The organism is Variovorax sp. LjRoot175, from assembly GCF_964253805.1.
Lineage (GTDB): Bacteria > Pseudomonadota > Gammaproteobacteria > Burkholderiales > Burkholderiaceae_C > Variovorax.
Genome location: NZ_CAXURY020000004.1, coordinates 261,576 through 274,662 on the forward strand (window position 1 = coordinate 261,576; position 13,087 = coordinate 274,662).

The window sequence follows — 13,087 nt, forward strand, 5'->3', positions numbered from 1 at the left end:
AATGGACGCACCTGAGAACGGCAAGATCGCCGGTGAGCAACCTCGCGGGAAGTTGCGCCGTGCTGCCAAAGTGGCCAACACGGTCCTGGTGCCCCAGGGAGTCGGCCTGGCGCTGGGGCAGTTCGGCAAGTCCAAGCAGAACCTCGGGGAGGCACTGGAAGCGGCGCGCGAGACGCGTCGGCGCTTGCTTGCCGATTCGAAGCTCCCGATCAAGACGGTGATCCTCAAGGACGGGTCGGAGCACGAACTGCCTGCCGATCCGTCAGAGCGCTTCGAGTTCCTCTACCAGGTGATGGACTGGGACCCCCAACACCATATGAGCCAGATCCGTGCCGCGCGCCGCGCCAAGTTCGGCTCGATCGTCATGACGGCACTCTCGTTCGCCTTGGTCTGTTTCATGATTTTCGTCGTGCCGATGTGGATCGCGTTCATCCTGATCCCCACGAGCCTCACTGTCCTGGCCGTCGGTGCGGCCACCACCTTTCGATGGGCGCTGGTCGAGCTCCAGTACACGAAGCGCTCCTTGATCAACTTCAAGACGTTCCTCGTCCAGCCTGACTTCTTCCGATGGATTTTCTGCTGATCACCGTCGTGGCCGGGTCGCTCGGGATGGGTCAGCCGGCCCAGACCAGCCAGGTCAAGGTTTCCCTCCCCGCGCAGCTGCCAGCAAACTGCGTCCAAGCGGCGGCGGACCGATACAGCGTTCCGGCGATGCTGCTCCTGGCTATCGTGAAGTGGGAATCGCGGGGCAAGCAAGCGGTGAACTGCAATAACGCTGGGGGCGGCTGCGATTTGGGTATCGCGCAGATCAACACGAAGTGGTGGGCGCCGCATCTGATGAAGAACTACGGCATCGTGCCGGAGCGCCTCCTGAATGACAACTGCCAGGCCCTGATGGCTCAGTCGTACATCCTGCGCAAGGAATCTCGCGCCGCCCAGTGCAAGGGTGACCTGTGGTGCGCGGCTGCCCGCTACCACTCGCCCAACTCGGCCGAGCTTCAACAAAAGTACATCGCCAAGGTGTGGGACGCACACGTTGGCATCTTGCAGCGAGGGGCCTTCTGATGGCAAGAGGAAACAGCGCGAGCTCGAATGCCGCCAATGCGGAGAGCCAGGCCATTCAGATGGTCCTCGGCATGGCCCTGGTGGTCCTGATCCTGGGTGGGGCGCTCTGGTTCACGGGCTCCAACCGGATCGTCTACTACTGGTCTCCGATCTTCAAGGCATGCGGATGGCTCTACAACCTGGTCCCTGGCGGCGGGGAGGCGTGGGGCCGCGTGAGCTACCTCTACGACGCCTTCCGCGCGCGGCCGAAGGACGTGCCGCTGATCGAGTTCCTTCGGTTCGCCGACCTGGCGCTTTTCCCGCTGGTTGTGTTGACGGCGATCGCCATGGCCAGCGCGGTCGCCTGGACCTTCACGCGCAGTGCGAACAAGCTTGCGCGCAGGCCGACCCCGGAAACGCTGACCCAGATCCTGTCGCGTCGCTTCTCGGGCGTCGTGCCGGTGATGCACCTGGGATCGCAGCTGATCATGGACAAGCTACCCAAGTGGCGGCGTCAGGTCTGGCCTGAAGAGGTCCTCATGAAGCAGAAGATCAACGGCAAGCCGATGCTGACGGACAACAAGGTCAACCTCGATCAGGTCCGCCTGTACTTCCAGGGCGAGCCCAAGCTGATCAAGGGCACCAACCGCCTCAAGAGCAACATGCTGGGCATTCAGCTCGTCTCGATCCTCCACGATCGCGGCAGGAAGGTCGTCTATCCGGATCGCATGAGCCCGGCGGGCAAGGTGATGTACGCGCTGCTGGTTGCGCACGCTTTCGGTGGGAAGGACGGCAAGAAGGACTACGAGCGCGCAATGAACGACCTCAACTACTCGTGCATGAACCACGCGGAGGGCCTGCCCAATCTCAAAGTCGCGCAGTGGATCTTCGACAAGTACCGGCTGCATGAGCGGGCCGCGAACCTCTTCGCTGTCCATCACTGGGAGTACACCTACCTGTACGCGCTCTTCTTCATGGCGAAGCGCCAAGGCAAGGTCACTCACCGTCAATGGATCTGGCTCAAGCCACAGGACCGCATCCTGTTCTACGTGCTGAACACGGTGCTCCGGAAGGTGCCGCACACCGAATCGGCAGCCGTGTGGTGCCAGTTCGATTTCGAGCGCAAGGCCGCGAAAGCGGGTCTCGTGCCGATCAGCCCCCAGGGTCACCCGCAGATCGTCGTGCAGCCGGCCGAGGAGGCGATGGTCGAGACCTGGAACCACCACGTGAACGGTACCGAAGATGACGAAGATAAGTGGTGGGCTGATGGTCAGATCTGGCTCCGCGCGAACAACGTGAAGCTCCAGGCTCCTCCGCTGCCGCCGGCGGAAGCGCTACACGTCGCCAACGCGGACACCCGCTTCGACGACGAGGCCCGCGGCGAACGCGAGGAGTCGTCTCGCCGATTCAATAGCAAGGCCCGCGATGGCGCCCAGTCCCTGATGGGTACCGGCGAGTCCATGGCGGATTTCGCGGCCCTGGCGGCCGCGGCTGGCGGTGCTGGCGCTCGTGGTGGCTCAGCTGCTGGTGGCCTCGATTTCTGAATTACAACCCGACGAACAAATGCACGAACAAAACGCAAAGCCCATCGACACGAGCCCGTACCCGACGCTCTCCTTGGTCGGGGTTCCATTCAGCTTCGTTGCACTCGACGAGCCTTCTGTAGCGGCGCGCGGCACGGCGCGTCTACCCATCTGGACTGCGATCCGGGCTGGTGAAGTCTGGAAGATTTGGTGGAACGGCCCGGCCTCCCTGTTGGAACTGCACTGCAACGACTCGCTCGTTTGGTCGTCGCACGTCGAACCTGATGGGGAGCCGCTGCGGGACCTGGTTGCCTATCGGGCAATCATCAGTCAGTTCGTGGACCCGGCACGCATGGTGCCGGGCGCTGGCGCGTCGCAGCCGAGTATCCTCGGGCGCGCTGCGGAGCGTCTGATCGCCCAGGTCAACACGCCGCGCGCATTGCTGCGCAGTGCTGGCAAGTTGCTTCGGGCGTTCCTAATGTTCATGGGCGCTGTGCTATGCGTAACGATGCTGACGCAGTGCAAGGCAAGAAACGCCGGAGTCGCGCAGACGACGAGCAACTGGCATGCAGACACAGCTTCCCCAAGCGAAAGGGCCGCGAAGTGGCAGGCGTCACCTGACTCCTCGCTTCCTCCCGAGCTGCGCGACCGCACCCTTGGCGAGGCCTTGTCCCCCACGGAAATGCAAGTCGTGGCTAACGCGACGCGCGAGATGGGCATCCAGATGCGTCCGTCGGGCCAGCCCTTCGTCATCTTTAGCGACCCGAACTGCCCATCGTGCAAGGACCTTGAGCTGAAACTTTCGCAGGTCGATCCGCGCTTCGTGCCAGTGATCGTGCCCGTGTCGTTCAAGGACGGCTCGGAAGAGACCGTCAAGCGCGTGCTGTGCGCCAAGGACACCGTCTCTGCCTGGTCCGCAGCCATCGGTGGCTATGCGCCGGTGGGCGACGCGGTGAGCGACGGCAATTGCCCCGGCGCGTCTGACAAGGCCTTGAAGGCGAACGGCGCCTTCGTGGCACTGAATTTCTCCGGTACCCCGACCCTCGTGTCGGCGACCGGCAGGGTGATCGCCGGCTCCGGCTCGCTCGACGACATCAACAAGTGGCTCGTGGCGAATGGCGGCTTAAAGGCTGACGCTCCCCTGACGCCCGTCCGCTGAGCATCGCGCAACCGTCGCCACTGGATCCGCCCATGTCAGCAAACCCCTTCAGCGGCTTTCTCGCGCGCATGCGCGGCTTGGTGAATCGCTCGCCCGCACCGGAGCCCGCTCAGGGCGATGTGCCATCAGAGCTGTCGCCGGAGGTGGCTGATTGCGTGACCGCATTCGACGACGGCCTGCGCGCTGCGGCCAAGGCCTGGGCGAGCGGCGCTTTGCTTCCGAAGGTCAACCCACGTCGGGTCGAGCGCGTCCTCGAGGCGTTGGAGTCGCGCGAGACGCTTTCGATCGCGTCGCTGATCGTGGAGATCGCCGCGCCTGACAACGCGGTGTCTGCCGTCGCTGTTCACACGTCCACGAACAACGTCATGCGCGAGCAGTTCGTGCGCGGGGTGATGGGTGCTGTCATGGCGGCGATCGTGGACGTCGAGAAGGCTCACCAGGCTGGAACACTCCAGGCCGGCGCGCTGCTCGAGCGCACCCGCAACTGGATCGCCCATCCGCTCCACCGTCAGAAACCAGGTTCTGGTACGGCGGATGCGAAAGAACTGGAGGACGCGAACGACGTTCTCTGCAGCATCGCAGCTGACATCCTCAAGGGGAGCGACGAGCAAGTAGCTGCCATGGTTCGGGTGGGCATGGTCGGGCCGCTGGGGGTTGCGCTGCAGATCACGCAGAAGCTCCAGGAAACGCCGCCCTCGGTGCTCGGCCTGCAAGTGGCGGGGTTTGAGTTCGCCTCGAGCACCGCCGACCCCGAGGATCCCGGCAAGGCCGGCGCCGCGGTGTAGCCGCCGCGTTGCTGCGACAGACGCCTCCTCTTCACCTTCACGTCCAGCGCGCGCGCTGAATCGGACCGCACATGGCTCTCATCGAACAGCACCAGGAAGTAAAGCTCTCACGCAACATTGCGGACGTCCGCTCGTGGGGCGAGAAGTACGCTGAGAAGCTTTCCAAGCCCTCGTTCCTGGCGGTCAATGTCGGATTCCTCCTTCTGGCGATGATCGCTCTCAAGCCTCTCTGGATCATCTGGGTGGTGGCTTTTCTTTTCCTCTTCTTCACGCACCTGAGCTATCGCGTGATCCTGCCGCTGCGGTACCCGCCGGACGGCCAGGACGAGAAGGGCAAGGAGGGCGACGGGATCATGTACGTCGGGCATGTGCGGTCGACCAACCCATACGAGAACTTCCGCGAGGTGTGGATGGCGGACTCGGACCTGCGCACCCACTTCTTGATCCTGGGCTCAACCGGTTCGGGGAAGTCCGAGACCCTCAAGGGCATGTTCTACAACGCCCTCTGCTGGGGCTCTGGCTTCTTCCTGGCCGACGGCAAGGCCGATAACAAGATGCCGCTGGACCTCATGGCCATGTGCCGCATGCTGGGTGCTGACGATGACTTTCTCGCGCTCAACTTCCTGATCGGCGGCAGCTCGCCGGAGAAGATCCGCGCGTCGCGGCGCCGGCGGACGAACATGATCAACACGTTCTCGGACTCGGACGCGGACACGCAGATCCAGATGGGTGCCAACCTGCTGCCGAAGGCGGAAGGGGATGGCAAGAGCTGGCAGGAGAAGGCGCTGAACTTCTGGCGGTCCCTGGTGGCTGCCCTCTGCTACAAGCGCGACACCCAAGGCTTCGAGATCTCCGTCGGCACCTACATCGACTACATGGGCTTGCCCAAGGTCGAGGAGCTTTACGCGGAAGGCTACAAGGAATACATCGCCAAAGGCGAGTGGTCCTACGGCTTCGTTGGCATCAAGAGCTACTGCGAGTCAGGCGGCTGCCCGGGCTTCATGGTCGATCGCGTGATTGCCAAGTACAACCTGCCGCCCGATCCGAACTCGGCAAGCCGCACCGGTCTCCCGAGTGATCGTGGCGTGGGGGGGCGTGGAGCGCCGACGGCGGCGGCCGGCAAGCCTGCCCAGAAGACCGAGCAGGACCAGGCGACCTACGACCAGCACGGCTACCGCATCGGCCAGCTCATGCCGGCGCTCAACCTGCTGGACAAGACCTACGGCCACATCTTCCGCGCGAAGTACTCCGAGATCGACATGGTCGACGTGGCGCTGAACAACCGCGTGCTGGTGATGATGATCCCGTCGCTGGAGAAGTCGGCCTCCGAAGCCGAGAACCTGGGCAAGCTCGCGATCGCGTGTCTGCGGGTGATGATGGGACGTAACCTCGGCGCCGATATCGAAGGTGACCGGTCCCTGGTGCTCGACTCGAAGGCCACCGAGGCGAACTACCCGTACCTGGTCGCACTGGACGAGCTGGGCTACTACTTCTCGGACGGCATCGCGGTGATGTTTGCGCAGGCCCGTTCGCTCGGCATGTCGATGATCGCTGCGGCCCAGGACATCGAGAAGCTCACCGAAGGCAGCAGGGCGGCGGAAGCCGGCGCGATGCTGGCCAACGCAGTGGCCAAGTACTTCATGCGGATCGACGATGCGCAGAAGACCCAGAAGCTCATCTCCGACTACGTGGGCAAAGCGCGCGTGGCCGTTTACAACCAGTACGAGCTCAACGCCGGCGGATTCCGACGCGACAAGGCTGTGTCGGTCGAGACCGTCGAGCGCGTGACGATCGACGACATGCAGAGCATGAAGACCGGGCAGGGCCTGATCAACACGCGGGGCAAGTCCTTCGGTATCGCCGGCTTCTATGTGGGCGACTACCTCGACAAGTACAAGATGAAGACGTTCCGGCTGAACCGGTTCCTTCAGGTGCGCCCCGTTTCGATGGCGGAGGTCGAGGCAAATGCAATCAAGGCGGACGCGCTAGACGACAAGGTATCGCGCGGGTTGAAGCTCATCGACATCCTGACCTACAAGACGAGCCCCAACCTGCAGGTCGAAGACGACATGTTGATCGGCCGGGTGTCCATGGTGGCCCAGGGCCTGCCTGCGAGCATCACTGGCGCTGAGCGCGGCGCTGCACTGTACGTCGCCGCTCGCAGGGCCGCAGAGGACCTGGGCATCATCGTCGGCGGAGCAGCAGGTGCTGGCGGCTCGCTCGGCGGCGGCGACCGCCCCCTTACGGACGCGGGCGTCGGCAACACCGCTCAGCCAGGCGCCGGCCTGCCCGGCGGCCAGGCGGCGGCATCCGGTGATCCTGAGGAGAGCGTCGGCCTTCCGTCTTCGGGCGAATTCGCATCGTTCAGCCGGCCGGCCGGGGCGCCAGCAGCGCCGCCGGCCTCGGCCGACAGCGCCGCGCCGCCGCCCGCGGGGCCCCCGGCGCCACCGGCGGCCGCTGCCGAGGTGAATGACGACCCCTTCTCCTACCTGGACGATGCGATCTTCGAACGCAGGCCGGTGGAGGAGGTAGCTTCGCCAGTTCGCCGCCCGCCGCCCGCGGTGCCCGCCTTCCCGGTTGCGCCTGCGAAGGCCGCTGCACCTGTGGCCGCGTCAGCACCGGTTCGTCCGCAGCCCGTGGGCCTCGATGTCGACGCATTCATCGACGGCGCCATGGAGCCTTCGGGAGCCGTGCCGCCAGTGCCCGAGCCGCAATCAACGCCGGTCGATCCTTTGGCCCTCTTCGCGGAGCTCGACGGACAGACCTCCTCCGTCGCGCCGACGCCGCGCCCGACCAACGCTGAGCAGCGGGTGTCGGCTGGCGACATCTTTGCCCCGGACATTTTGTCGTCAGCCGTGAAGGCAACGATCGTGGCGATGTTGTCCACGGGGAAGGTCGTGCACGAACAAAACCATGGCGCTGGTAGCGGAAAATCGCCCCATCCCACGCATAATGGCGCCGCCGGCGAAGGAGCACCTCCGAAGGTCCCAGCCTCAGCTACCCTGGGGCAGAATCAAGGTTGGGTCTCCAACGCCTTGGCGGGCGCGGAGACGACGCTCAAGAAGGTGGGGCCCGATGCGATCGGGTTCGACGATCGCACTCGTAACCTTGTGGTTTCGGTCGAGGCGGCACTTGGCGGGCCAGACCCCGTCGCCGCAGCGCAGATCACCGAGCGTATTGTTGCCGCGCAGGTGACGCCGGTCGAGGAGGACGAGCTGCCGACCGATGGCAAGGATCAGAGCGTCGATGAGTTCCTGGCCAGTCTGGGTGACGGCATGTAGGCATGGCTTGATTCGTGCTGTAAGTTCTGTCGCTTCCTGGCGATACGACAGAAATCCCTAGTTGATAAAATCTGGCGTAGTGCATATATTCGTTTGTGCAGCACTTATTTCGTGGAAAATTGGAGGGAGCCGCGTTGGATTTCTGATGCGGTCTTTGGAATGACAATAATCCACGCGCCATGACCGCACTGAAAACCGCTTCGAATCTGTCCTTCGCAAAGAGCGCCGTGGCCGCAGCCGCTGGCGGCCAGGCGCACGCTGGCGACCCGGAGCTGGCGCACGGCCTGCAGCCCAAAAACTCAATCTCGCTCGAGGATGCCGCGCGCCTCATTCGGGAGACGGCGGAGAAGCTCTGGCGCGGTTCAACCGCTTCAGTGCAGTCGCTGATCGACATGCTGCTGAACTTCTTCAGGTGGATTACGCGCCCGTTTCGGGTTGGCCTTTCCGGAAATGCGCCTGCGGACGGCACCACACATTCAGATTCGAATGGTCCGAAGTCAGCAGTTCTCGATCGCAACAACGTGATGTCGCCGGCCCACGGATCGCCTATCGAGCCTGTGGACGCATCCGGCAGTGGTCTTGACGACGACGACAGGGTGCCCTCGTCACCTGAAGAAGGCGGCCCCTCGCCGGTGAAGCTGAAAGGGCCTTTTGGCTTCCCGAAGTCCTACGTCGGCCCGAAGACGGATGGTGGCCAGCTCCCGCTGGACGCCGACACCGTCCGGAGCGTGATGCAGGACGTCTCCAACGAGTTTCCGGACCCTGAGGATATGGATCTTCACGAGGCGCCTACTACGATGGCGGTTTCCCTCCTCAAGAACCTCGTCTCCAAGGTGGCCGAGTCCGAAGCAAAAGCACGCGTCATTGACGAACAGATTCAGACCCAGCTGGTCGCGTTGGCTGCGGTGGGTGACAAGCCCGCCGATCAGCTGCTCGACCAGGTCCTTGCAAGTCCCGATGCGGGCGGTTTGCCGGGCGCCGAGATTCGCCGACTCCATGTGGAGCGCGGCGCCCTCGCGCTGAATGCCGCCGCGCTGCGAGGAGAAATCGAGAACTCTCTCCTGCACCTCAAGCAGCAAGGCATGGACGTCGCCAGCATCGCCGCTCGCGCGCAGGTTGTTGACGCATTGCCCGACTGGCCTGCCAGGCTTGATCGCGTGGCGACGGCGGAACCCCCAGCGCCGACTGCGGCCGAGCGCCATGCACTTGCCATCGAGGTTGAGCCCGATTCCGGCATTGACCTACCGAGCCCCTCGCCGGAGCGCATCGCCCGACTGAAGGCCGCACTGATTTCAAAGAATTCGAACGATGAGCATGAACAAGACCGCCCTCGCGGCTAAAAAGGCCCCCGCCAAGTCCGCTGTGAAGCCTCGGGCAAAGGCGGCGGTCAAGAAATCCCGGGGCGCTCCAGCGAAGAAGGGCCTCCGGAAGCCTCGTACCCTGTCCGAGATGAAGTTGCTCGCTCGCACACAAGCGCGCGAGCAACGGGAACAGGAAAGGGCGCAGCAGCGCGCCGAGCGACTCCGCGAGCAGGAAGAAGAGCGCGCGGCTCGAAATCTGGAGCGAGCGGAGAAGAAGAAGGCTCGCGAAGCCGCGAGGGATGCCGAGCGCCAGGCCAAGAAGGAAGCCAAGGCCCAGGCGAAAGCATTGCGCGGTCGACCAAAGCGGCCGGGCCTTCCCACGATCAAGAAAGACATGGAGATCGATCATTCCGAGCTCCTGAAGCCGTGGACGGATCGGCCTTTCACCGGGCGCGACCTGGACATCCTGGGCAAGCGCTTCGGCCTGAACGCCGCGGAGTTCGCGTCTGCGCTTGGCCTGCAGAACCGCTTCGCATTCACCGTGCTACTGCGCTCCTCGAAGGTCGTGCCCTTTGACGTCGAGCTGCTCGCCCGGCTGTATGAGATCAGCCCCTCGCCGGCGCCGTGGCGCCCGTACACCGCGGACGAGGTCTTCAAGACGTTGTACGAGCCGTTGATCAAGAAGTTCGGCACGAGCGAGACCGATCGTGCCTTTGCGGAAACGCACTACTCGGTCCGCTTCACCGCCGCGCTTGATCGCTCTTCGTCTACCGCCTACCGCTGGATGGACAAGACCGAAGGAGGTTCGCGCATGGTGGTGGCCCTCCTGTTGCGAAAGGTGATGTCGATGCCGCACCCGAGAGAAACCCTCGAGCGCGTGTCCGCGATCGTTCACCAGGTTCGCGGCGGCGATTTCGAGAAGCGCGCTCCCGTGCCTGTGCCAGGCATGCAGCACAACCGTCGCGGCCGCGTTCCTGGCGCGTCGCGCACGGCCGCTCGTGGAGCTGCAATGCCACAAGTAATCCGTCCCTTGACACTCTGATCTGCGCCGAAATGAAGCATCCATTTGTCCTCCCGTCGAAGATGGAGAAGCGCATCGGGCGCGCGCAAGGCGCGACCTTCTTCCGGTCCTTCTATCTGGCTGACCAGCGTCCGACTGTTGTCGACTACCGTGATACGTTGGTGCACATCGAAGGCACCAACCCGAAGGAGCTGCCCGACGAGTTCTCCTGGGGAATTCACGGGACGCGATCGATTGCCGATGCGAGCATCTATTTCTCCAAGGCCTCGATCGACGAGGGCAAGCTCCTGTACGAGCTGGACCTTTGGATGTTCTTCGACAACCTGAAGGAGTCCACGACCTCCGTGACCGAGGAACTCGTTCGTAGCTCGGGAATTCTTTCGTCGGGCCGCATGCGCGCTGACTACGAAAAGGAAGTGAAGGACATCGTGCTCTCGTACCTGGAAGGTCGCGTGACTTCGAAGGAGTACAAGGCGGCGACAGAGCTGAGCCTGGAGTGGCTACTCATGAAGTACCCGTCCGCGGTGTGGCGGTTCATGCGCGAGCGCCCCTATGTCAAGGCCTTCGTCCACTATGCGATGGTTCGGGTTGCGCCAAAGACGAACAAGCGGGAGGCGGTGGTTGCGAAGCTGAACGTCATCACCTTCCGTCCCGACCCCAAGAAAATCGTCGAAGCTGCTGTGCGGCAAGACAATGAGATCAAAATCACGTTTTAGGCTGCGAGAGAGATGATGCTGGACTTCGCCATGATGAGCGCCGACGAGGCGCTGGGACAGACCTTGGTGCTGGCCGCCAAGGCCAAGGAGGTGCGTCGGCTGGGCGCGCCGCCCGCGCGCGAAATCTCGCTGTCGAACGAAGATCTCGAGCGGCTTCGCGACTGTCTCCTCGCGCACGTGGAAAACATGGGCCGAGTGGAGCTCTCCTCGCCATCGATGATCGACGTCTACCTCAACACCGCGGCGCGCGCCTTGATCGAAGAGGCGCAGGCCGCAGGTGTCTGCAGTTCGCCCGGCGCGCACTGGATCATGCGGCTGGGCGACGTATGCATGGCGCTGTTTGCCGACGAGGCGCGTCTCCCGTCTGTCGGCGCCGACTTCCTGGTTGCACTGGCCCATGAGCAGGCGATTCGATCGGCGCAAAAGGCTGGCCAGCCGTTCAACAGCCAGGCGCTTGCAGCGTACGAGGCTCGCGCCAGCGCGAATCAGGGCGAGCGGATCGCCTGATCTCCCCACGCCGCCTACCTCCTGCATTCAATGTCTGGTCAGCGGCGCGGGTGGCGGATCGTCGACTGACGCGTACACCTCCGTGAAGGCGTAGACGGCGCAAGGGTTGCATGCGCAGGGCGCGGCAGCGCCTCCGCAATCGCACCCGCCATCGGACACAAGCGCGGATGGCCGGCCTGGGTGTTCTTCGCAGACCCACCCCGACCCCCGACATCTGCCGCACTTGATGCGCAGTTGGTGCTGGCCGTCAACAGTCTTCTCGTCTGGCATGGTGGTGTCCCCCTGGTCTGACAGGGCAATGGGTGCTTATGCTTTATAACGTTCTCGGCCTTCGTCTGAGCGAAGCGTCGGCTACGAGGACGAACGAAACGCATGAGACGTCAGTCCTTCTTCACCGCCGCGTCGGCTGTCGAATGACTGGAATTTGACCCCATACTGTGACCTTTGAACAGCTGCACCTCGCGGGGCAGGACCTATCAGAATACGAACTGGGCGAGCTCATGCTCGTCTACGACGAGGTCGCCTTCTTGGCATCCTGGATCCGGTCGAAGTGACCTCGGATGGGTCGGAAGTTCGCATCAGTCGCTTTCGACCATCGCCTTCATTCGGGAGGCTCAATCGCATCTTGGGTCCCCTCCTGCTGGTCGAAGTCACGATGTTCCTGACGTCACGATTTCCGCGAACCGAACTGCTCAGGAGCATCGGTGCCACTAATGTGCATGCGCGACCGAAGCCCGACGTGAGCATGCCAGGCAACTTCGTCGTGCAAGGTGTATGGGCGTACACGGAACACAATCTCGGCGCGCTGCGGGGCGCAGTGGCCACGCAGCGCGCGCTCTATCGTGAGCGGCTCGACCGCATCAAGGAGGAGGAGGGTCCCATGCGCTTGCTGCGCCGCCTGAAGCAATGGTGGACGCAGTGGTGAGTCTGGGCTGGGCTCTCCCGAAAACGACAGCCCCCGCGGTTGTGTTGCACCTCGCTCACTGTTCAAATGGCTCGGATGGATGAAACAGTCTTTACGGGCGACGCGCCGACAAGCGAGGCCGGCAAGGAGATCCGCTTTCCGAGCAGCGATATATGGGTCGCCCTGCACGAATGCATCACATCCGACGTGTACCCCGACCTTCCCTTCTATCCGCTCATCGACGCGAGGGATGCAGAGATCTTGGCCACCGCCATCCATGGCGCGCTGGCTGACGGCACTTGCGAGCGGCACTTTGAGGAACAGGCGCTCTTGGATGCCGTGGGCACGCCGAAAGAGGAGAAGCTCGCCGCGGAGAAGCACCTCGCTTGGATGAAGCGTTTTGCGGCCTTCCTTGAAGGCTGCGGCGGCTGCCGGCCGGGCTGATCCCTTGCCTTAGAGGCGCTCGACTTGGGGAGGCTCGACCAGCTCATCGGTGGCCGAGGGCGGCGTCCGCAGTAGGAAGGCAAGTGAAACAACGAGAGCGCAGAACAACACAAAGGCTGTGACCCAGAGCCGATTGATGATCTTCCACAGCCTGGCGTTCTCTCTCAGAAGGTGGACGCGCTCTGACAGATGCGCTGCGATCTCAGCTTGCCGATAGCTCGATGAGGACTCGACCGGGGTGTGTCGACGGTGGAAGGCTTCATAGGCGGTACTCGAGTTGCTGCGGACGAAAGAATGCCACAGGCGGAGGACCTGCGCCTCCGGGTACCCAACCGTTGGCTGTTGCGCGGCCCCAGCACCGAGTTCTAAAAATCCGGTCTCTTCGTAAAACCCACTGATACC

Annotated in this window: 12 protein-coding genes; all 12 read left to right on the forward strand. The window is 63.5% G+C overall.

Annotation, left to right across the window (positions count from 1 at the left end; genetic code table 11):
* Position 1: 1 nt before the first annotated feature.
* The 12 genes from ACSQ89_RS42385 (at position 2) to ACSQ89_RS42440 (ending at position 12,685) form a co-directional block, all read left to right on the forward strand.
* Entirely contained in the window at positions 2-583 is a 582-nt protein-coding gene (locus ACSQ89_RS42385; protein ID WP_436298134.1) for a hypothetical protein, read from the forward strand.
* A complete protein-coding gene (locus tag ACSQ89_RS42390) occupies positions 568-1,065 on the forward strand; it encodes a lytic transglycosylase domain-containing protein (protein ID WP_436298135.1) in 498 nt (165 codons plus the stop codon). Before ACSQ89_RS42385 ends, ACSQ89_RS42390 begins: the two co-directional genes overlap by 16 nt.
* The gene (locus tag ACSQ89_RS42395; protein ID WP_436298137.1) at positions 954-2,588 is read left to right on the forward strand and encodes a secretion/conjugation apparatus DotM-related subunit; all 1,635 of its coding nucleotides are present in this window, start codon (positions 954-956) and stop codon (positions 2,586-2,588) included. The genes ACSQ89_RS42390 and ACSQ89_RS42395 overlap by 112 nt, the downstream gene beginning before the upstream one ends.
* The gene (locus tag ACSQ89_RS42400; RefSeq protein WP_436298139.1) at positions 2,557-3,726 is read left to right on the forward strand and encodes a thioredoxin fold domain-containing protein; all 1,170 of its coding nucleotides are present in this window, start codon (positions 2,557-2,559) and stop codon (positions 3,724-3,726) included. The genes ACSQ89_RS42395 and ACSQ89_RS42400 overlap by 32 nt, the downstream gene beginning before the upstream one ends.
* Before the next feature lie 32 nt (positions 3,727-3,758).
* Positions 3,759-4,511, forward strand: coding sequence for a hypothetical protein (locus tag ACSQ89_RS42405; RefSeq protein ID WP_436298140.1), 753 nt, complete (start codon positions 3,759-3,761; stop codon positions 4,509-4,511).
* A 71-nt stretch (positions 4,512-4,582) separates the two neighbouring features.
* Positions 4,583-7,792: a TraM recognition domain-containing protein gene (locus tag ACSQ89_RS42410; RefSeq protein ID WP_436298141.1), complete on the forward strand. Its 3,210-nt coding sequence runs from the start codon at positions 4,583-4,585 to the stop codon at positions 7,790-7,792.
* Between the two features lie 179 nt (positions 7,793-7,971).
* Positions 7,972-9,132: a hypothetical protein gene (locus ACSQ89_RS42415; RefSeq protein WP_436298143.1), complete on the forward strand. Its 1,161-nt coding sequence runs from the start codon at positions 7,972-7,974 to the stop codon at positions 9,130-9,132.
* Positions 9,101-10,135, forward strand: coding sequence for a hypothetical protein (locus ACSQ89_RS42420; RefSeq protein ID WP_436298144.1), 1,035 nt, complete (start codon positions 9,101-9,103; stop codon positions 10,133-10,135). Before ACSQ89_RS42415 ends, ACSQ89_RS42420 begins: the two co-directional genes overlap by 32 nt.
* A gap of 11 nt (positions 10,136-10,146) precedes the next feature.
* Positions 10,147-10,830, forward strand: a complete 684-nt coding sequence (locus ACSQ89_RS42425) for a hypothetical protein (protein ID WP_436298145.1) — start codon at positions 10,147-10,149, stop codon at positions 10,828-10,830.
* Positions 10,831-10,845: 15 nt separating this feature from the next.
* The gene (locus ACSQ89_RS42430) at positions 10,846-11,337 is read left to right on the forward strand and encodes a hypothetical protein (protein WP_436298146.1); all 492 of its coding nucleotides are present in this window, start codon (positions 10,846-10,848) and stop codon (positions 11,335-11,337) included.
* 625 nt (positions 11,338-11,962) lie between these two features.
* Positions 11,963-12,262, forward strand: coding sequence for a hypothetical protein (locus ACSQ89_RS42435; protein WP_436298148.1), 300 nt, complete (start codon positions 11,963-11,965; stop codon positions 12,260-12,262).
* 75 nt (positions 12,263-12,337) lie between these two features.
* Positions 12,338-12,685 (forward strand): hypothetical protein, encoded by a 348-nt coding sequence (locus ACSQ89_RS42440; RefSeq protein ID WP_436298150.1) that lies wholly within the window; start codon positions 12,338-12,340, stop codon positions 12,683-12,685.
* Positions 12,686-13,087: the final 402 nt, after the last annotated feature.

Coding starts and splice junctions, on each gene's coding strand:
- ACSQ89_RS42440 (WP_436298150.1), top strand. CDS start 12,338: ATGGATGAAACAGTCTTTACGGGCGACGCGCCGACAAGCGAGGCCGGC.
- ACSQ89_RS42410 (WP_436298141.1), top strand. CDS start 4,583: ATGGCTCTCATCGAACAGCACCAGGAAGTAAAGCTCTCACGCAACATT.
- ACSQ89_RS42415 (WP_436298143.1), top strand. CDS start 7,972: ATGACCGCACTGAAAACCGCTTCGAATCTGTCCTTCGCAAAGAGCGCC.
- ACSQ89_RS42425 (WP_436298145.1), top strand. CDS start 10,147: ATGAAGCATCCATTTGTCCTCCCGTCGAAGATGGAGAAGCGCATCGGG.
- ACSQ89_RS42385 (WP_436298134.1), top strand. CDS start 2: ATGGACGCACCTGAGAACGGCAAGATCGCCGGTGAGCAACCTCGCGGG.
- ACSQ89_RS42420 (WP_436298144.1), top strand. CDS start 9,101: ATGAGCATGAACAAGACCGCCCTCGCGGCTAAAAAGGCCCCCGCCAAG.
- ACSQ89_RS42405 (WP_436298140.1), top strand. CDS start 3,759: ATGTCAGCAAACCCCTTCAGCGGCTTTCTCGCGCGCATGCGCGGCTTG.
- ACSQ89_RS42390 (WP_436298135.1), top strand. CDS start 568: ATGGATTTTCTGCTGATCACCGTCGTGGCCGGGTCGCTCGGGATGGGT.
- ACSQ89_RS42430 (WP_436298146.1), top strand. CDS start 10,846: ATGCTGGACTTCGCCATGATGAGCGCCGACGAGGCGCTGGGACAGACC.